The organism is Asticcacaulis aquaticus, from assembly GCF_028550415.1.
Lineage (GTDB): Bacteria > Pseudomonadota > Alphaproteobacteria > Caulobacterales > Caulobacteraceae > Asticcacaulis > Asticcacaulis aquaticus.
In genome coordinates this window covers 36362-56171 of record NZ_JAQQKX010000007.1, presented here as the reverse complement: position 1 = coordinate 56171, position 19810 = coordinate 36362, and the positions used below count along the sequence as shown (strand labels likewise).

Sequence of the window (19810 nt, the reverse complement as noted above, 5' to 3'; positions counted from 1 at the left end):
GAAAACGACAATGATCCCAAGGGGCTAGGTTTGTGGCGCATGGGGTGGAACCTGTATCAGACGGATTTCAGGGTCTCGATCAGACCGCGTTCCTGTTCTTCGCGCAGGAACGCAGCAATGGCCGTCGGGGCCATGGGTTTGCCGAACAGATAACCCTGAACGTGGACGGCGCCCGCCGCGCGCAACTGACGCAATTCGTCGACGGTTTCCACGCCTTCGATGATATGATCCATGCCGAGATTGGCGGCCAGTTCGATCATCGACTTGATGATCTTCTTGGACGTATCGCTGTGACTCAGTTCGACGACGAACGACCGGTCGATCTTGACCGTATCGACGCGGACGCGGTTGATATAGCTGAAATTGGTGTAGCCCGAGCCGAAGTCGTCGAGCGCCATGCGGCACCCCAGATCGCGCAGCCGCGAAATCCCGCGATGGGCCTGGGTAAAGTCGTTGAGCATTACGGTTTCGGTAATTTCGAATTCGATGCGGGCCGGGGCGACGCCGGAAGCTTCGACGACCTCGACGATGCGGTTCATGGCCACCGGCGACAGCAGGTCGCGCGCCGACAGATTGAAGGCCAGACGCATGTGCGGCGGCCACGTTCGGGCGGCGCTCAGGGCCTTGTCGAGCAGGATCGGCGTCAGGCGGGTGATCAGGCCCGACCGTTCGGCGGCGCGGATGAACACATCCGGCGGCACCTGCCCCAGCTTGTCGTTGTGCCAGCGGGCGAGGGCTTCGAAGGCCACTGTGCGGTTATCGACGATGTCGTATTGCGGCTGGAAGGCGAGGGTCAGTTCGCGATCGCTGTCGATATTGCGCAGGGCCTGCTCGACGGCCTGGGTCGAGCGTATCAGCGCCTCGTGCGTGCCGTCGAAAAGAATGGCGATGCCGCGTCCGCGTTCCTTGGCCTCGTAAAGGGCGTAGTCGGCGCGCTCCAGCAGCTTCGAAGGCGTCTCCGGGGTGTCGGGGACGCGGTGCGTAAAGCCCAGCGACGCCGACAGGTGCGCCGTTTCGTGCCCGATGGCATAGGGGGCGGACAAGGCGTCGCACAGGGCGTCGGCGCGCGATTGCCACGCCGCGGTATCGGCTATGTCGCTCAGGAGGATGGCAAATTCGTCGCCCCCCAGACGGGCGATCACCGCATCGGGGCCGCAGGTATCGCGCAGACGCCGGGCGACCTCGATCAATACCTGATCCCCGGCGGCGTGGCCGTAGATGTCGTTGATGGGCTTGAAACCGTCGAGATCGGCCAGGCCGAGAAAGAAGCCGTCGCCTTTCATCAGGCGGGCATCGAGGGTTTTGAGAAAGGCGCGGCGGTTGGCCAGCCCGGTCAGGGGATCGAAGGTCGCCAGCGACAGGGCTTCATCGCGATGGCGGTCCGCCGACAGACGGGCGCGCACGGCCTTGGTCATACTGGCGCGAATGACGGTGGACAGGCCGACGCCGATGAACAGGCCCGTCGCCGCAACCCAGGCGCAGTCGACCAGTTGCGGCCGCTCGAAGCTGTAGGCCGCCCACAGGAAGCCCGCCACCGCCGCCAGAGAGGTCACGACGACCACGCGTGGTCGCACGCCCGACACGGCAAAGGCCGGCAGCAGCAGGAGCAGATACATCAGCTTGATCGACCGGTACTGCAGGAAAATATCGAGCAGGGCATTGGCGATAAAGAGAAGCCCCAGCACATGGCCGGTGATTTCCAGCCGCAGGCTTGACGCCACCGTGCGGTTACAGAACCAGAAACCGACACACGCCGTCAGGGTCAGCAGGGACAGGCCGGGAATGAGGCCGGGATCGCCGGCGATGCGGTAAAACAGCGTGTTGAACAGGAAATAGGCGATCGCAAACAGCAGGAACTGACACATGCTGTGGCGCGCGGCTTCGGTCAATCCGGCGCGGATATGGGCGTCGTCGGGCCGACTGTCTGACGCGCGTGCGGTAAGCAAAACCTATCCCCGATACCCTGTCTGTTACGTCGAAGCCTGACCGTCGGTCGGGCGGCGTAAGGTATAATATGCTAGGTTAACATAGTGTTTTCCGTGAGGACTGAAAACAGCTTTCGGTTGAATATGGGCAGGCGCAGCCGTTGAAACTCCTTCGATGCGACGGCCATGAATGCCATTCTGTTTTGCGACTGCGAAAGGCCTTCCGCTCACAAAATCTGCGGGTCGCCGCCAAGGCTGTAACCTTAGTTGATGATAGCGCTGTCTTTTTGAGTTGCCTTTTGCTGCGTCGCAAACTAAATTCAACTTGTTCGACGTTTTTACGTCGATTGCCCTTCCTGGGCGTTTCCTCCCTGTAGACTTGGCCGCGCCGCAATGCGCGGCCTTTTTTTTGGTCTGCCACTTCGGTGAATATCATCGCTTTCTTATGCTGCCTCCGTATAAGCCGTAGGATGGGCTGTGGACGGGAGCGCAGATAATGGTGGGCGATGCGGGGCGTTTTCCGGCCGTAGGCGGCGTGATGGCGGCAAAAATCCGCGCCTTCGACTGGGCCTCGACGCCTTTGGGGCCGATCGACGGCTGGACGGCGACAATGCGTGTCGGGGTCAATCTGTGCCTGTCCTCGCATTTTCCAGTCTGCCTGTTTCTGGGGCCGGAGCTGATTGCCATCTATAACGACGCCTATATCCCGTTGACCGGGGATAAGCCGGAGTCGCTGGGCGAGCCGTTTCACATCACCTGGGCCGAGGTCTGGGACCAGATGGGGCCGATCGCCGAAAAGGCGCTGGGGGGTGAAGGTGCGTTTTTCGAGAACTATCATATCCCGCTCAAGCGCTATGGCGCCGAGCCCGAAGACGCCTATTTCACCTTTTCCTACAGCCCGTTCTATGACGAAAACGGCACGGTTATCGGCATTGTCGACACGGTGGTCGAAACGACCGGCAACGTTCTGGCGCAACGCAAGGCGCGCGCCGACCGCGAGCGTCTGGCCGAACTGTTCGAGCAGGCGCCGACCTTCATGACCCTGCTGCGCGGGCCGGAACACCGCTTCGAATATTGCAATCCGCGCTATCGGCAACTGATCGCCAACCGCGACGTGATTGGCCAGACTGTCGCCGAAGGTTTGCCGGAAACCCTCGAACAGGGCTTCGTCAACCTGCTGGATGAGGTTTATAATACGGGCAAGCCCTTCGTCGCCAACGGTGCCAAGATTGCTCTGTGGCAGGACGATGGTTCCTACGAGGATCGCTATCTTGATTTCGTCTATCAGCCGATTACCGATGCGTCAGGGGCCATAACCGGCATTTTCGTCGAAGGCGCCGATGTGACCGAACGCGTTCTGGCCGAGCAGATTGCGGCGAAGGCCCAGAGCGCGGCCGAGTCCGCCAATCTGGCCAAGTCGGAGTTTCTGGCCAATATGAGCCATGAAATCCGCACCCCGATGAACGCCATTGTCGGTCTGTCGGCGATTCTGGCCAAGTCGCAGCCTCTGACGGCCAAGCAGGGCGACTATATCCGCACGCTTCAGATGAGCGCGGACTCGCTTTTGGGTCTGATCAATGACCTGCTCGATATTGCGAAAATCGAGGCGCGCACGGTCGAGCTGGAGCACATCCCCTTCAGCCTGACGGCGCTCATTCAGGAGGTCGCCTCGATGATGGCGGTCCCGGTGCGCGAAAAGGGTCTGACCTTTACCGGCGAAGGCCATTGCGCCGAAAATCACATGTTCCTTGGTGATCCGACGCGTCTGCGCCAGATCATCGCCAATCTCTGTTCCAACGCCATCAAGTTCACCAAGGAAGGCGGCATCCACGTCGCCATTACCTGCGAACCGACCGATAATCCTCAGGTCGAGACCATCTGCATCGCGGTCAGCGATACCGGCATCGGCATCGCCGAAGACAAGATCGACACCATCTTCCAGAAGTTTGTGCAGGCAGATTCCAGCATCAACCGTAAATTCGGCGGGACGGGACTGGGGCTGGCCATCACCAAGACCCTGGCCGAGGTCATGGGCGGCACGATCTCGCTCAGCAGCACCGAGGGCAAGGGCTCGACCTTTACCGTCTGTGTGCCGCTGGAGATCGCGCCCGATAGCCTGCCCGACGATGTCGCCCTGCCGTCGATCGCCGAGGTGCTGGAAAATACCCTGCGACACCGCAAACAGCCGCCGGTGCTTCTGGTCGAAGACTACGAGCCGAATATTCTGGTGGCGTCGACGTTTCTGGAATCGTTCGGGTATCGCGTCGAAGTGGCGCGCAACGGCCTGGAAGCCTTCGAAAAGAGCAAGAACGGCACCTATATCGTCGCCCTGATGGACGTGCAGATGCCGGGACTGAACGGGCTGGACGCCACACGTATGATCCGTGCGTATGAGGCTCAGACGGGCAGGGCGCACCTGCCAATCATCGGCATTACCGCCCATGCTCTGGCCGGGGACCGCGAACGCTGTCTGGCGGTCGGCATGGACGATTATCTGCCCAAGCCGTTCAATCCGGACGAGTTGCAGGAGAAGATCCGGACCCTCGGCGGCAACTGATTAATATCGCCCTATAAACGCATTCATTCCTTACGGGGATTGGGTTCAGATCGTTTCCGAAAAACCGGATGGGTATTTCTACACCGCTCTGCACGACGTCGTGAAATGACCTTATTTACTCCCTCATAGAGTGTGTAATGTGTCGCGTGCGGCCACAGGGTTGTCCCGATGGGTGTGATACGCCTCCGATCGTAAGATATTGGAAAAGGTCGTTTGCATGTCGCCCAAAACCCGCAAAGCATTATGGATCGGACTGGCTGTCGTGGCCGTCCTGTTGGCGGCCTGGGGCGTTAAGGCCATTTTCTTTTCGAAGCCCAAGGCGCCGCCGGTCATTACCGCGCCGGTCGCCATGGGCAATGTCGAACGCACGGTGCTGGCGACCGGGTCGCTGGAACCCTACACCCTGATCAGCGTCGGGGCTCAGACCTCGGGCCGCGTCGAACGGCTGGCGGTGCAACTGGGTCAGCAGGTGAAAAAGGGCGACCTGATTGCCGAGATCGACTCGCAGACCCAGCGCAATACCTTGCAAAGCCAGCAGGCCGAGGTTGCCAATGTCCGGGCCCAGCGCGCGCAGGTCGAGGCCGATCTGGCTGCCGCCAAACTGACCTATGAGCGGCAACGCACGCTTTATCAGGCCGATGCCGGGTCGCGCGCCGATTTCGAGGCGGCGGAAAATAGCTATAAGAGCGCGCAGGCGGCGTTGAAGGCCAATGATGCGCAACTGGCGCAGGCGCAGGTGTCGCTGAACACCGCTCAGGTCAATCTGGGCTATACGCAGATCACCGCCCCTATCGACGGCACGGTGCTGGCCATCGTCACCAAGGAGGGCCAGACGATCAACGCCAATCAGACGACGCCGACCATCGTCAAGATGGGGCAACTCGATCGCATGACGATCAAGGCGGAAATCTCCGAGGCCGATGTGGTTAATCTGAAACCCGGCATGGAGGTCTATTTCACCACGTTGGGCCAGCCGAAGAAGCGCTATTACGCCACCCTGCGGACCATCGCGCCCGCGCCGGAAACGATCAAGGAAAACGATAGCGTCACCACGGCGGACGCGACCTCGGCCATCTATTACAACGGCGAATTCGACGTCGATAATGCCGACGGCACGTTGCGCACCTTCATGACGGCGCAGGTCTATATCGTCATCGAAGGCGCGAAGAACGTCATGACCATCCCCGCCACCGCGCTGGGGCAGGCGGCCCCCGACGGCAGTTATATGGTCAAGGTACAGGACAAGGACGGCAAGGTCGCCCCGCGCAAGATCACGACCGGCGTCAATGACGGCGCCAATGTCGAGGTCAAGTCCGGTCTCAAGGTAGGTGAGCGCGTGGTGACGGTCGATGGCGCGCTCGATGCCTCGAAGAGCGACACCGGCAATATGCGCCGACGCGGCCCTCCGGGCGGCGGCCTGTAAGGGGCGCTGACCATGAATAATGTCAGGACTCCCCCCGTCCTCAAGGTGGAAAAGCTGCGCCGCGAATTTCCTGCCGGCGAAGGCACCATCACCGTCCTCAAGGACATCGATCTGGAAATCGGCGCGGGCGAAATGGTCGCCATCGTCGGGCAGTCGGGTTCGGGTAAGTCGACCCTGATGAACATACTGGGTTGCCTTGATCGGCCCACCGGCGGTGTTTACAAGGTCGGTGATCGCGCGACGGCGGACCTTGAGCCCGATGAGTTGGCCGAACTGCGCCGCGAGCATTTCGGGTTCATCTTTCAGCGCTATCACCTGCTCGGCGATTTGAGCGCCGTCGGCAATGTCGAGGTTCCCGCGGTCTATGCCGGGGTGCCGCCGCACGACCGTAAGGAACGCGCCAAGGCCTTGCTGAAACGTCTGGGGCTGGAAGAGCGTACCGGTCACCGCCCCGGGCAATTGTCCGGCGGTCAGCAGCAGCGCGTGTCGATCGCGCGCGCCCTGATGAACGGTGGCGAGATCGTCCTGGCCGATGAGCCCACCGGCGCGCTCGATTCCAAATCCGGCGAAGAGGTGATGCGCATCCTGAAAGGGCTGCACGCCGAAGGCCACACGGTCATCATCGTCACGCACGACAAGGCCGTCGCCGAACATTGCCAGCGCGTCATAGAGATCAAGGACGGCGAGATCATCGCCGACCGTGCAGGGGCCGGACAGGGCGAGGCCGACAGCGAGCCCTTGCCGCCGCAGACGGCGCGCGGTCGGTCGGGTTTCGCGGCCATGGCCGACAGTTTCAATGAGGCCTTCCGCATGGCGGTGCTGGCGATGAACGCCCACCGGATGCGGACCTTCCTGACCATGCTGGGGATCATCATCGGCATCGCCTCGGTGGTCTGTGTCGTGGCGCTGGGGGCCGGGTCGCGGCAAAAGGTGCTGGAGCAGATTTCGTCCATCGGGACCAATACGCTGGAGATCATGCCGGGGTCGGGCTTCGGCGACCGGCGGTCGGGCGCGATCCGGACTCTGGTGGTGTCGGATGCCGACGCGTTGGCGACGCAATCCTATGTCGACAGCGTGACGCCGCTGGTGCGCACCTCGGTCACCGTCAAATACGGCTCGGTCGCCAATACCGGCACCGTGCAGGGCGTCGGCTCGGCCTATTTCCGCGTCAAAGGGCTGGAGATCGAGCGGGGCCGTCTGTTCGGCGACGAGGCGATTGCGACCTCGGCGCAGGACGTGGTCATCGATCAGGCCACCGTCAAGACGATGAAGTTTCAGGGCTCGCCCATCGGCGAGGTCATCCTGCTGGGTAAGACCCCGGCGCGTATCATCGGCGTACTGAAGGCCCAGACCTCCAGCTTCGGCGGCAGCAATGACAGCATGAACGTCTATCTGCCCTATACGGCGGTCAATACGCGGATGCTGGGGACGACGACGCTGCGCTCGATTACCGTGCGGGTGAAGGACGATACCGAAAGCGCGGTCGCCGAAAACGGCGTCGTCAGCCTGCTAACCAAACGTCACGGGACCAAGGACTTCTTCATCATCAATACCGACCAGATCCGTCAGACCATCACCGCGACGACCCAGACCCTGACCATCCTGATTTCGGCCATCGCCATCATCTCGCTGATCGTCGGCGGCATCGGGGTGATGAACATCATGCTGGTCTCGGTCACCGAACGGACCAACGAGATCGGGGTGCGCATGGCGGTCGGCGCCCGGCGTGGCGACATCATGCAGCAGTTCCTGATCGAGGCCGTTCTGGTCTGCCTGATCGGCGGGGTGCTGGGGATCGCGTTCGCCCTGTTGTTCGGCGTCGTATTCGCGCAGTTTTCCAGCGATTTCCGACTGGTCTATTCGACGGGCTCGATTGTTGCGGCCTTTGCCTGTTCCACCCTGATCGGTGTCGTGTTCGGCTTCCTGCCCGCCCGTAGCGCGGCGAAGCTAGATCCCGTCGCCGCGCTTTCGAGGGATTAGTCATGTTAGAGAAATTCGTAAATTCGATTGCCTTAAATCCTTCCCCGTTTACGGGGAAGGGGGACCGCGAAGCGGTGGAAGGGGGAAGCGGTGTTTCAGCGGGGGATGGCGGTGCCGGTCTCTTCGACGGTTCCCCCCTTCCGTCACCTCGCTCCGCTCAGCGCCACCTTCCCCGTAAACGGGGAAGGATGATTAAGGTCTCTTGGCCCCGTAAACGGGGAAGGATGATTGGCATACTCCTTTTGGCCACCGCCCTGACGGGTTGCCTGTCGACGCCCTATGAGACGCCGCAGGTCAACACGCCCGCGTCGTTTCAGCACGCCGCGACCCAAGGCGCGTACAACGTCTCCGACCGCTGGTGGGAGACCTTCAACGATCCGAAGCTGAATGTGCTGATTGACAATGTGCTGGCGAAAAACAATAACCTCGCGGCTTCTGCCTTGCGGGTGCGGCAGGCCAATCTGCGCGTCCGTTCGGCACGTCAGGATCAGTTCCCCTCCCTCAGCGGCAGCGTTTCGGCGCGCAAGCCGCTGGGTGACAACAGCTCGTCCTATGTCGGCGACGACGGCACGGTGCAAAGCTCAAGTGACGCCACGACCTACTCCGCCAGCTTCGGCGTCAGCTACGAACTCGACCTGTGGGGGCGTCTGGCGGCCACGACCGATGCCGCGAAGTGGGAGGCGCAGGCCACCGCCGAAGACCTCGCGGCGGCGCGCCTATCGCTGATCGGCACCACGGCGGAAGCCTACTGGCGTATCGCCTGGACGCGGCAACAACTGGCCTATGCGCAGGATAGCCTCGCTTATGCGCGCAAGGTTTATGAGACGATTCAGGTTCAATACAAGGCCGGGGCCGTGTCCGGCGTCGAGATGGCCGAGGCCGAACAGAGCGTCAATTCGCAGCTTTCCCAAATCAGCCAGTTGGAACAACAACTGGTCGAATACCGCGCCACCCTGACGCTGTTGCTTAACGGTGAGCCATGGCCTGAAGATCAGGAAGCGGCCTCGCTGCCCGACACGACTTTGCCGGAAGTCGCGCCCGGTTTGCCCGCCGACCTGCTGGGTCGTCGCCCGGACCTGCGCGCCGCCGAGATGCGTCTGCGCGGGACGTTGCGCGGGGTGGATGCGACGCGAGCGTCCTATTATCCGTCGTTGTCGCTGACCGGTTCGACCGGCGGGTCATCGACGGAACTGTCGAACGTCCTGTCCAATCCGTCGAGTGCGCTGGGCGTGGGCTTAAGCCTGCCGTTTCTCAATTTCTGGCAGGTCGATACCAATGTGAAGGTGGCCAAGGCCGATTATGAGATTGCCGTCGTCGAGTTCCGCCAGACCCTGTTGCAGGCTTTGTCGGACGTCGACACGACCCTGTCCAACCGCACGCAACTGATCCGTCAGGGCGACAGCCTGCAACGGACGCTGGCCAATGCTGAAAAGGCGGAGCAGCTCTATGCCGTGCGTTACAAAGCGGGTTCGGTGGCGCTGAGGGTTTGGCTCGATGCGCAGGAGGCCGTGCGGTCGGCGCGGCTGGCGGTCGATAACAACCGCCTGACGCAACTGGTCAATCAGGCGACCCTTTATCAGGCGCTGGGCGGTGGTCCGCGGCAGACGGCAAATTAAAATTTGACCTTCAGCATGACCTGAACCTGCGTCTGGTCCTGCTGCGGGGGCAAACCCTGATAGGCCCGGGCCGGACGGTCGCTATCGATGTGCAGCACCTCGGTATTGAGATCGAGGTGCGCATTGACGGGTCGCATCCAGGCCAGCGTCACGGCGTGGCCGGTCTCGTTATTGTTGTCGAGCGACGGGGCGGAATAGTCCTCGGTCTCGAACGTTTCCCCGCGCAGCGACAGGCGGGCACCATCATCGAACCTGTGCGAGACCATGACATAGGCCGAGCGGTAGTCGGCATCGATGGCGCGCACGCCGTCGGTGCGCATCCGGCCCCATTTGGTGTTACCAACCATGACCTGCGACAGGATATCGGTGGTTTCGGTCACCTCGTATTTGGCGCCAAAATTGAAGAACCGCGTCGCCCAGCCATATTGTCCGTTATCGAAGTCGGTCGGATTGCCGTGGGTGTTGAAATAGGTAAAATTCAGCGACACCGGCACCGGCGGCCGCCAGTCGAGGCGCAGATAATAGCCCTGCCGGTCATCGACCTCTTTCAGGGGCTTGGTAAAGGGTGACTGACGGCGGAAGGTCTGCGACCACCCGGCATTCCCCACGGGCAGAGGCGGCTTGGCGGTGGTCGTCGAGCGCAGGTCGTGCAGTGCCCAGCCACGGTAGGCGAGCAGGGTGCCGGACGTATCGTTGCCGCGGAAAACGCCCAGTGTGACGCCGATCTGCTGATCGTCGAAGGTTTGTTTCAGGCTCAGTTCGGCCCCCTGCACGATAACCTCTTCCCCCACCCAGGCATTGATCGCCGACGGGGTGATGGTGTGGGTCGTCGTCCAGCCCGTGCCTTCGTGTTCCAGCGAGACGGGCGGATACATCTGCCCCAGACGCGCCGAGACGCGCAGGCCCGATTTCGGCACCGGCCGCCATTTGAGATAGGCTTCGTTGATGCCGGTTTCATGCCCCCATTCGGGGACGTGGACGACCTGCACATAGGCCGACAGGGTATCGGTGAAACGCGGCGTCCAGATCAGGGTCGCCTCGCCGAGACTGAGCTTGCTCTGATCGCCGTAGCGCAGCTTGCCGTAATGGCCGTCGAGCCAGCTTTTCTCGCCATTGGCCGAGACGGCGCGCAGGTCGATCCAGCCCTTGATGTTTTCACGTGCAAACAGGCTGGTATCGGCGAAGGCCGGTGTTGCCAGCAGGCCGAGGAGCGCGATCAGGTATTTCAATAGCCACCGCCCGCCGTACTCATGCGGCGTAGCTTGAGGCGGAAAGTCAGCGGTTGACTGCCGGCATTGATGACAATCGACTGAAGCGTTTCGCCGTCCTTCGCCGTGCTCAGAGGGTGCCAGACCAGAATCTGCCCCTTGCCGTCGGGCAGGTTTTTCAGCACGGCGCGGCCCTTCGCGTCGGTCCTGGTGAAATAGGGCGTGCCCACGACGCGGATATAGGCCTGCATCGAATCGTGGATGTTGCAGCCGATGGCCACCGTGCCTTCGCTGTCGAATTTCATGCTGCGGCTGATGCCGTGGCCGTAGAGCGGCAGCTGGAATTTTTTGGCAGGGGAAAACGAATAGACGTGGTGTGAGACGGTGTCGTTATTGGGGAAATTGACCGTCGCGCCCGCCGGGATGACCAGCACTTTCGGCGTGAACTGCATGTCTTCCTGCGCCACGACAAACGGCCCCTTACGGTCGGCGGCACCGATCGTCGCGCCCTGATCCGGGGTGTAGGTGACGACCGTGTCGGCGACCGGTTTGCCCGCGATGTCGAGCACGGTGACGGGCATGTCGGCGGCAAAGGCCACCGGGGCCAGCAGGATGGGCAGGAGGGACATGACTATTTTCATGCCCGCAGGATAATCCACAGGCCTGAAAACAGGGTTAATCGGGCTTGGGGATGTCGAATTTCAGCGTTGAACAGCCGTTGCAGCTTGAACATCCGCTATCGCAACCACCACTCGCTTTCGGGGCGGCGGCCTTGCGACCGGTCAGTTTACGTGCCGTTTGCGGAAACAGGCGGCGGAACATCATCACGGCGGCCAGGGCCACGATGACGGCGATGAACGCGTTCTGGAACAGGTCGTAGGTCATCCGGTGATCATCTTCGTTACGGTATAGGTCGCAAACGCAGCGAGATAGGCGAGGGCGAACAGATAGGCCGTGGTCAGGCCAACGAAGCGCCAGGAATTGGTTTCGCGCTTGATGACCGCCAGCGTAGACAGGCATTGCGGCGCAAATACGTACCAGGCCAGCAGCGACAGGGCCGTGGCCAGCGACCACTGCGAGGCGATGACGCCTGAAAGCTGATTAGCGACGGCGTCTTCCGAACCGCCGATGGCATAGACGGTCCCGAGCGCCGAGACGGCGACTTCGCGGGCCGCCATGCCGGGGATCAGGGCGATGCAGATTTCCCAGCCGAAGCCGATCGGACGGAACAGAGGCTCCATGGCGTGGCCGATCATGCCGGCAAAGGAGTAGTCGATTTCGGGCAGGGTGGCATTGGCCGGAGCGCGGGGGAAGGTGGCCAGCACCCAGATCAGGGTATTGGCGGCGAAGATGACGCCGGTGATGCGGCGCATGAAGATGCCCGCGCGCTCCCACAGGCCCAGCCCCAGATTGCGCAGGTTCGGCAGACGGTAGGACGGCAGTTCCATCATCAGGACGGAGTCGGTCTTGTCGCGGCGGATCAGCTTCATGACCCACGAGACGATCATTGCGGAAAAGATACCCGCAAAGACCAGCGCCAGCATGATCAGGCCGCGGAAGCTGGCGAAACCCCACACCGTGCGCTCCGGCACAAAGGCCCCGACCAGCAGGATATAGACCGGCCAACGCGCCGAACAGGTCATCAGCGGCGCGATCATGATGGTGGTCAGGCGGTCGCGGATATCGTGGATCGAGCGCGTCGCCATGACGCCAGGGATGGCGCAGGCAAAGGACGACAGCAGCGGAATGAAGGCGCGGCCCGTCAGCCCTGCCGCCCCCATCAGGGTGTCGAGCAGAAACGCCGCGCGCGGCAGGTAACCGGACTCTTCGAGGACCAGAATGAAGGCGAACAGGATGATGATCTGCGGCAGGAAGACCAGCACCGAACCGACCCCACTGATCAGGGCGTCGGCGATAAAGCTTTGCAGCAGACCTTCGGGCAGGTAGCCGCGCACGGCTTCTGCCGCCCAGCCGAAGACGCCTTCGATGCCGTCCATCAACGGTCCCGACCAGGCGAACACCGCCTGGAACATGACGAACATGATGACCAAAAGGATCGGGATGCCGAGCCACGGGTTGAGCAATATACCGTCGAGCTGATCGTCGATTTTCGCCGTAAAGCGCGGCATGACGACAGCGGCGCTGAGGATTTCGCGCACCTCGACGTGCGGGTCTTTCTCTTCGGTGGCTTTCGGGGCTTCGACGCCCTGCGTGTCGATATGCTCGATCAGGGCGCGTGCGCCCTTGGTCATGACGGCGACGGTTTCGATGACCGGAATGCCGAGCTTGGCTTCAAGGGCTTCGCGGTCGATCTTGATACCGCGCTTGGCGGCGGCGTCCATCATGTTGAGCGCCAGCACCATCGGGCGGCCCAGACGGCGGATTTCCAGCACGAAACGCAGGTGCAGGCGCAGATTGGTCGCATCGGCGACGCAGACGATGACGTCGGGCAGGGCGACGCCCGCCACCTTGCCCAGACAGACGTCACGGGTGATCACTTCGTCGGGACCTAGCGCATCGAGGCTGTAGGTACCGGGCAGGTCGAGCACCTGAACCGTGCGGCCGGACGGGGCGGTAAAGCTGCCTTCCTTGCGCTCGACGGTCACACCGGCGAAGTTGGCGACCTTTTGCCGCGATCCGGTGAGCTGGTTGAACAGGGCGGTCTTGCCGCAATTGGGGTTACCGACAAGCGCTATAATTAGTCCGGACATTATGCTTGCCCCTGCTGCACGAGGACGCGGGCGGCTTCGGCGCGTCGCAACGCGAAGCGGGTAAAGCCGATCTGAATCAGGATGGGCTCACCGAACAGCGGGCCGCGCGCCACGACCTTGACCGGCTCGTCCGTCACAAAGCCGAGTTCCCGCAAGCGACGTCCGACGCGATCGTCCGGGCCGCTGTCGATCACTTCGGTGACCACGGCGGGCCGGTGCAGGGGCAGTTCGCTCAGTTTCATGACGCAGATTTGTTGCAAGTGAGAATGATTATAAAAAGGCTATTACGAAATCGGGACGGGCCTGACAATGTTTTTCGGCGTAACACCTGCGCACTTTACGGATAGGCCCCACTTTACGTATAGGCGTCAGGCGTTTAGGAGAGCGGGCAAGAGTGAGGAGCCTGCCCTGTGAATATCGATGCCTTCCCGCAGCTTGAAATCGTCCCCGTCAAAGGCCCGTTGAAAGGCCGCGTCGTGTTGCCGGGGTCGAAATCCCTGACCAATCGCGCCTTTCTGGTGGCGGCGCTGGCCAAGGGCGACAGCCGCCTGTCGGGCGTGTTGTCGAGCGACGACACGGTCTATATGGCGGCGGCGCTGCGCGACATGGGGGTGGGGATCGACAACGAAGACGAAACGACCCTGACGGTGCGCTCGACAGGCAAGCTGAAAGCCCCGGCCAAGCCGCTGTTTCTCGGCAATGCCGGGACGGCGACGCGCTTTCTGACCGCGGCGGTCGCTCTGGCCGATGGTGAGGTCGTGGTCGATGGTGACGAGCATATGCGTAAGCGCCCGATCGGGCCGCTGGTCGAAGCCCTGACGCGGCTGGGGGTCGAGGTGTCGGCACCGACCGGTTGTCCGCCCGTAACGGTTCACGCGAAAGGCGGGTTTTCCGGTGATGTGGTCGAAATCGACGCCAATCTGTCGAGCCAATACGTCTCGGCCCTGCTGATCCTCGCGGCGTGCGGTGAAAAACCGGTCGAGGTTCGCTTGCGTGGCGATCAGGCCATTGGCGGCCGCGGCTATATCGACCTGACCACGCGGTGCATGGAAGCCTTTGGGGCCAAGGTGTCGATGCCGCAAGCGGGTGTATGGCGCGTCGAACCGACGGGCTATGTCGCGGCGGATTACCTCGTCGAGCCGGATGCGTCGTCGTGTACCTATCTGTGGGCCGCCGAGGTGCTGACGGGCGGTGAAATCACCTTCCAGATGGACACCACGGCCCTGACCCAGCCGGATGCGAAGTCGCGCGACGTCATCATGACCTGGCCGAACATGCCTGCCGTCATCGACGGCTCGCAGATGCAGGACGCCGTACCGACTCTGGCCGTGCTGGCGGCGTTCAACAAGACGCCGGTGCGCTTTGTCGGGATCGCCAATCTGCGCGTTAAGGAATGCGACCGGGTCAGCGCGTTGTCGCAGGGTTTGAACGCCATTCGTGACGGTCTGGCGCACGAAGAGGGCGATGACCTGATCGTCCATGCCGATCCGGCTTTGATCGGTGCGATGACGAAGGCGGTTATCGATACGCATAACGACCACCGCATCGCCATGTGCTTTGCGCTGGCCGGGCTGATGATGTCGGGTGTCGTCATCGACAATCCGAAATGCGTGTCGAAGACCTTCCCGGGGTACTGGGATGTATTGGAAAGCTTGGGTGTGGAGTTGAAGCATCCCGCCTAAATCATACCTCCCCGGCTATGCCGGGGAGGAGGAGCGCACGAGCCGACGAAGTCGGTGAGATGTGGTGGTGGGGTATCTTACTTAAGTTACCACGCCCGTGCTTTTTCAAAGCAAGACCCCCCACCACCACGCCTTTCAGGCGCGGTCCCATCGCTTGCGAAAGCTATACTTTCGCTGGCGCTATACCCCAATAAGTTGGGGAGGTATAAGATTGGCAGCTGTAGCTTGCGATTAGAAGAATGGGCGGTTAAGGTTTTCAGCATGCAAACCGTCCGTCGTTCGCTCCTCATCGCCCTGACCCTTCTCGCCGCGCCGGTATTAGCCCACGCCGCCGAGGTCAAGGTCGCCGTCGCTGCCAATTTCACCGACACGGCCAAGATTCTCGCAACCGCGTTCGAGAAAAAGACCGGCCACAAGGTCGTCCAGAGCTTCGGTGCGTCGGGGCAGTTCTATACCCAGATCGTCAATGGCGCGCCGTTCGAAGTGTTCCTGTCTGCCGACGCCGAACGTCCGGTGATGCTTGAGACCGACGGTCTGACCGTGCCAGGGTCGCGTTTCGTCTATGCCTATGGCAAGCTGGTTCTGTGGAGCGCCGACAACCGGGTGGACGCCAAGGGCGCGATCCTGGCCAAAGGCCCATTCGACAAGCTGGCCATCGCCGATCCGGCAGCGGCCCCCTATGGCGTGGCGGCGGTCGAAACGCTGAAAAAGATGGGGCTGTACGACAGGCTCCAGCCCAAGATCGTCAAGGGCGGCAATATCGCTCAGGCCTTTACCTTCGTCTCGACCGGCGCGGCGGAGATAGGTTTTATCGCCCTTCCGCAGGCGAAAACAACAAAAGGTTCGTCGTGGCTGGTGCCGCAGAGCTATTATACGCCCATCGATCAGCAGGTGGTACTGCTCAAGACCGGGACCAATAATCCTGCCGCCAAAGCCTATCTGGCGTTCCTGAAATCGCCGGAAGCGGTGAAAATCATCCGCGCCGCCGGTTACGATCTGAAATGATCGAGGCTATCTGGATCACGCTTCTGCTGGCGGCCGTGACGACGCCCGTATTGCTGATCATAGCGACGCCGATTGCGTGGTGGTTGGCGCAAAAGGGAAGCTGGATCAAGGACGTGGTGGCTGCTGTGGTGGCTCTGCCGATCGTTTTGCCGCCGACGGTGCTGGGGTTCTATCTGCTCGTCGCGCTGGGGCCAAATAGTCCTCTGATGGCGGTGTTGCAGCCCTTTGGGGTGCGGACGCTCGCCTTCACCTTTACCGGTCTGGTCATCGGGTCTCTGGTCTATTCGCTGCCGTTTGCGGTGCAGCCGATCCGCAACGCGTTCGAGGCGATGGGATCGCGCCCGATGGAGGTCGCGGCCACGCTTCGCGCGTCAAAATGGGATGCCTTTATCAGTGTCGCCCTGCCGCAGGCGCGGCGCGGCTTTCTGACGGCGGCCATTCTGGTCTTTGCCCATACGATAGGCGAATTCGGCGTGGTGCTGATGATCGGCGGCTCGATCCCCGGTCAGACCGAGGTCATTTCGATCCGCATCTATCAGGCCGTCGAACAACTGAACTGGGCTGAGGCGCATCTGATTTCCGGGGGACTGATGGCGTTTTCGTTCGTTGTGCTGATGACCATGCTAATCATCGACCGCCGGTTCAGCGCCCGCACGGCGGGGATCAGACCATGATCCGGATAGCGTTGAACGGTCGCGTCGGCGATCTTGATCTCGATGTGGCGTTCAACGCACCGGGCGAGGGGATCACCGCCATCATGGGGCGTTCGGGCTCTGGCAAGACAACGCTGTTGCGGGCTATGGCCGGGCTGGATCGGCTGACGGGCGAGGTCACGGTCAGCGGGCGCGTCTGGCAGGACGCCACGCGGTTCGAACTCGTTCATAAACGCGGCGTCGGTTATGTGTTTCAGGAGCCGTCGCTGTTTACGCATCTGTCGGTGCAGGGCAATCTCGATTTCGCGGTGAAACGGGCCACTAAAGCCGTGGATCGGGCGGAAATTATCGATCTGCTGAAGATCGCACCTCTATTGCCGCGCGCGGTGTCGAAGCTGTCCGGTGGTGAGCGTCAACGCGTATCGCTGGCAAGGGCGCTATTGTCGGGGCCGGAACTGCTGCTGATGGACGAGCCTTTGTCGAGCCTCGATCAGACTGCGCGTCAGGAGATACTGCCGTTTATTCGCGTGGTCGGGGCGCGGGTGCCGGTGATCTATGTCAGCCATGATCCGCTGGAGGTCTCGCGCCTGACGGAGCGGGTGTTGTATCTGTCGGAAGGGCGGTTGAGCGAGCGCCCGGCAGTGTCGCTTGAGGGCTTGTCGCAGGCGGAGATCGAGGCGCTGGCACGACAGGCGCTGGGAGGGTAGCCCCCTCTCCCTGAGGGAGAGGGAAAGGGAAAGTCTCTACACCCCCGTTGAAATGGCGGCGGTGGCGTCGGGGACCTTTTCAAGTTCGTCAACGGGCACCTTGCCGACCGGGAAGCGGTCGTCGTCCCAGACGACATAGACCATGTCCGGGCCGGTCTTGCGTTCTTCCTTCGGCGGCACGACCAGTTCGGTGTCGTCCGGATCGTGCTTTACCGTGCCGAGGCCTTTTTCAGCGTGTTCGACGCGGTCTTCGTCGTTAAACATGTCGGTCATGGAACGCTCCTTACGCGATTGAAGTTGCGTTCCATGATCGGGAGTCCGCCGTAAGGACTCAATATGTTACGGCCCAAATCACGGCATATACTGCCCGCCGTTGATGTGGACGATCTGGCCCGTGACGTAGCCACTCATCTGGCCCGAGGCGAGATAGAGCACCGTCCCGACGCAGTCTTCGGGCGTGCCGATGCGGCCCATCTGGGTCGAGTTTTTCATCGCTTCCATGCGTTCGGCGGGGGTGGCCGCATGGAACGGCGTGCCGATGACGCCGGGGGCTATGGCATTGACGCGGATGCCGCGCTTGGCCAGGTCGCGGGCCATGTGGCGCGTCAGGTTGTGCACATAGGCCTTGGCGCAGGCATAGTGACCCGAGCCCGGCCCGCCGCCGTCGTTACCGGCGATGGAGCCGACATTGATGATGACCCCGCCACCCCCCGAATCTTTAGAAGCTGCATCCAGCAGCGGCACAGCCGCCTGAGAGGCATTGATCACCGAACGGACATTGAGGTTCATCACGTTGTCGTAAAGCTCATCATCAAGGTCCATGAACAGGCGACGGCCGCACAGGCTGCCGGCATTGTTGACGAGGATGTCGAGCGCGCCCAGCTTTTCAGCGGCTTCCGCGACCATGCCTTTGGCGGTTTTCGGATCGGTCAGGTCGGCCCTGACCAGTACCGCCGTGCTGCCCGCCGACTCAATCTCGGCAACGACGGCCTTCGCCGCCGCTTCGTTCGAGAAGTAATGAACGGCGACGCGCGCGCCATAGGCGGCAAAGCCCTTGGCGACGGCGGCGCCGATACCCGACGAGGCGCCGGTAACGAGGACGGATTTACCTTTAAGATCGGTCAGCATGTATATCTCTTATTTTATGGAAACGACGATCAGCGACAGCTTCTTGCCGTCGGTGAGCAGGCCGGATTGCACCAGAAGGCGCGTATTGTCGGCGCTGAAACTGGGGTGGAGGTGGTCGGGCTTCATCCAGTGCCCGGTCGACAGCAGGGTTCGCGCCCCGGTCTTACGATCGATCAGGTACAGGTCGCCGTTGAAGTCGTCGGCGGCGGCGTAGCTGCCGTCATAGGCGACGCCGTTGTGCCAGAAGCTGCGGCCCTTCGAGGTGAACGGCACCTGACCGAGGTTTTCGACCGTCCCGTTGCGCAGATTGACGACCATCAGGCCGGTCGGGCGCACGGACAGCTTCGGCGTATGCCCCATCAGGTTGAAGATGACGTGATCGGCGTCGGCGAACTGTTCATGGGTTACCCAATCGTCTGAGGCCTCCTTGAACACTTCGCGGTTGCCGGTGCCATCGGCATTGACGATCCACATGCGCTGAGGTGCGTCGCCGCCGGTTTCCCAGCAATAGAGGATTTCACCCGGCTTGAGCGGATTGGCCTGAACGTGGCCCATACGGAAGTCGGATTTGATCACCTCGCGCGTCTTGCCGGTGGCGAGGTCCATGGCCAGAATGCCACCCGGCACCTGCGGCACGGGACCGCCCTGCGGCCGGGGCGGCGCCTTTTTCTGATCGAAGCCGAAATAGGCGGATTTTTCGTCGGCATCCAGCGTAAACCCACCGGCATTGATGAAGCCCGCCGGCAGGGTGCCGATGACCTTTTCGTAGCCTTCGGGCTTCAGCTTTCCGGCGGCGGAGTCAGCCAGCAGCGCCGTCAGGTCGATGACCTTGAGCGTTAGGGTCTCGCCGTCGCGGCGCAGGTAATAGACGGTGTTGGTCAACCGCGCGACATTGATCGAGCCGATATCGACGCCCGACCCGTCGGTCAGTTGCACGATGTCGCCGGTGATTTCATTGACCGCAAAGATCTGCGGCGACCCGGCGCGTTCGCTGGAGCGGAAGACGATGTGCGTGCCGTCCTGCGCCCACGACGGATGGGTCTGGTAGATCTTGGCGTCGCCGACCGCACCGGAGGTCAGCAGCGTCAGGGTACGTCCGGTGACGCGGTCGACCGTGATGCGCTTTTCGGGGGCGAAGCGTTTGCCGACCTCGGCGTGCGACGTGGTGGCCAGCAGGCAGAGGGTCAGGGCTGACAGGAGAGCGCGCATAGTGTC

Annotated in this window: 17 protein-coding genes; 8 read left to right on the top strand and 9 right to left on the bottom strand. The window is 62.0% G+C overall.

Going from position 1 to position 19810, the window contains the following annotated elements; all coding sequences use genetic code 11:
- Window positions 1-56 precede the first annotated feature (56 nt).
- A complete protein-coding gene (locus PQU92_RS09965; protein WP_272748072.1) occupies window positions 57-1946 on the bottom strand; it encodes a putative bifunctional diguanylate cyclase/phosphodiesterase in 1890 nt (629 codons plus the stop codon).
- A 475-nt stretch (window positions 1947-2421) separates the two neighbouring features.
- Here PQU92_RS09965 and PQU92_RS09960 point away from each other — a divergent pair, with 475 nt between their 5' ends.
- The 4 genes from PQU92_RS09960 to PQU92_RS09945 all read left to right on the top strand — a co-directional run bounded on the left by PQU92_RS09960 (window position 2422) and on the right by PQU92_RS09945 (window position 9501).
- Window positions 2422-4482, top strand: a complete 2061-nt coding sequence (locus PQU92_RS09960; RefSeq protein ID WP_272748071.1) for a PAS domain-containing hybrid sensor histidine kinase/response regulator — start codon at window positions 2422-2424, stop codon at window positions 4480-4482.
- 217 nt (window positions 4483-4699) lie between these two features.
- Complete coding sequence (locus tag PQU92_RS09955; protein ID WP_272748070.1) at window positions 4700-5905, top strand: efflux RND transporter periplasmic adaptor subunit; 1206 nt, start codon at window positions 4700-4702, stop codon at window positions 5903-5905.
- Window positions 5906-5917: 12 nt separating this feature from the next.
- Window positions 5918-7885, top strand: coding sequence for a MacB family efflux pump subunit (locus tag PQU92_RS09950; protein WP_272748069.1), 1968 nt, complete (start codon window positions 5918-5920; stop codon window positions 7883-7885).
- Window positions 7886-8109: 224 nt separating this feature from the next.
- Window positions 8110-9501: an efflux transporter outer membrane subunit gene (locus PQU92_RS09945; RefSeq protein ID WP_272748068.1), complete on the top strand. Its 1392-nt coding sequence runs from the start codon at window positions 8110-8112 to the stop codon at window positions 9499-9501.
- On the opposite strand, the gene PQU92_RS09940 is transcribed toward PQU92_RS09945, so the two are convergent.
- Genes PQU92_RS09940 through PQU92_RS09920 form a run of 5 tightly spaced genes read right to left on the bottom strand, consistent with a single transcriptional unit; the run spans window position 9498 to window position 13662 of the window.
- A complete protein-coding gene (locus PQU92_RS09940) occupies window positions 9498-10730 on the bottom strand; it encodes an outer membrane beta-barrel protein (protein WP_272748067.1) in 1233 nt (410 codons plus the stop codon). The genes PQU92_RS09945 and PQU92_RS09940 overlap by 4 nt on opposite strands.
- Window positions 10727-11338, bottom strand: coding sequence for a plastocyanin/azurin family copper-binding protein (locus PQU92_RS09935; protein ID WP_272748066.1), 612 nt, complete (start codon window positions 11336-11338; stop codon window positions 10727-10729). Before PQU92_RS09935 ends, PQU92_RS09940 begins: the two co-directional genes overlap by 4 nt.
- A 46-nt stretch (window positions 11339-11384) precedes the next feature.
- Window positions 11385-11594 (bottom strand): DUF6587 family protein, encoded by a 210-nt coding sequence (locus tag PQU92_RS09930; RefSeq protein WP_272748065.1) that lies wholly within the window; start codon window positions 11592-11594, stop codon window positions 11385-11387.
- The gene (gene feoB / locus PQU92_RS09925) at window positions 11591-13420 is read right to left on the bottom strand and encodes a ferrous iron transporter B (RefSeq protein WP_272748064.1); all 1830 of its coding nucleotides are present in this window, start codon (window positions 13418-13420) and stop codon (window positions 11591-11593) included. Before feoB ends, PQU92_RS09930 begins: the two co-directional genes overlap by 4 nt.
- Window positions 13420-13662 carry a FeoA family protein gene (locus tag PQU92_RS09920; protein ID WP_272748063.1) on the bottom strand — a complete coding sequence of 81 codons (243 nt, stop codon included), beginning with the start codon at window positions 13660-13662 and terminating at the stop codon, window positions 13420-13422. Before PQU92_RS09920 ends, feoB begins: the two co-directional genes overlap by 1 nt.
- 168 nt (window positions 13663-13830) lie before the next feature.
- Here PQU92_RS09920 and aroA point away from each other — a divergent pair, with 168 nt between their 5' ends.
- The 4 genes from aroA (at window position 13831) to PQU92_RS09900 (ending at window position 17467) form a co-directional block, all read left to right on the top strand.
- On the top strand, window positions 13831-15102 hold the full coding sequence (aroA, locus tag PQU92_RS09915) for a 3-phosphoshikimate 1-carboxyvinyltransferase (protein WP_272748062.1): 1272 nt from the start codon (window positions 13831-13833) through the stop codon (window positions 15100-15102).
- 261 nt (window positions 15103-15363) lie between these two features.
- A complete protein-coding gene (modA, locus tag PQU92_RS09910; protein WP_272748061.1) occupies window positions 15364-16107 on the top strand; it encodes a molybdate ABC transporter substrate-binding protein in 744 nt (247 codons plus the stop codon).
- A complete protein-coding gene (gene modB, locus PQU92_RS09905) occupies window positions 16104-16781 on the top strand; it encodes a molybdate ABC transporter permease subunit (protein WP_272748060.1) in 678 nt (225 codons plus the stop codon). The genes modA and modB overlap by 4 nt, the downstream gene beginning before the upstream one ends.
- Entirely contained in the window at window positions 16778-17467 is a 690-nt protein-coding gene (locus PQU92_RS09900) for an ATP-binding cassette domain-containing protein (RefSeq protein WP_272748059.1), read from the top strand. Before modB ends, PQU92_RS09900 begins: the two co-directional genes overlap by 4 nt.
- 36 nt (window positions 17468-17503) lie before the next feature.
- Here PQU92_RS09900 and PQU92_RS09895 read toward each other — a convergent pair whose 3' ends face one another.
- From PQU92_RS09895 to PQU92_RS09885, 3 genes are all read right to left on the bottom strand, one after another.
- Window positions 17504-17740, bottom strand: coding sequence for a hypothetical protein (locus tag PQU92_RS09895; protein ID WP_272748058.1), 237 nt, complete (start codon window positions 17738-17740; stop codon window positions 17504-17506).
- Between the two features lie 78 nt (window positions 17741-17818).
- A complete protein-coding gene (locus tag PQU92_RS09890) occupies window positions 17819-18595 on the bottom strand; it encodes an SDR family NAD(P)-dependent oxidoreductase (protein WP_272748057.1) in 777 nt (258 codons plus the stop codon).
- A gap of 9 nt (window positions 18596-18604) precedes the next feature.
- Window positions 18605-19804 carry a hypothetical protein gene (locus tag PQU92_RS09885; RefSeq protein WP_272748056.1) on the bottom strand — a complete coding sequence of 400 codons (1200 nt, stop codon included), beginning with the start codon at window positions 19802-19804 and terminating at the stop codon, window positions 18605-18607.
- Between the last annotated feature and the right edge of the window lie 6 nt (window positions 19805-19810).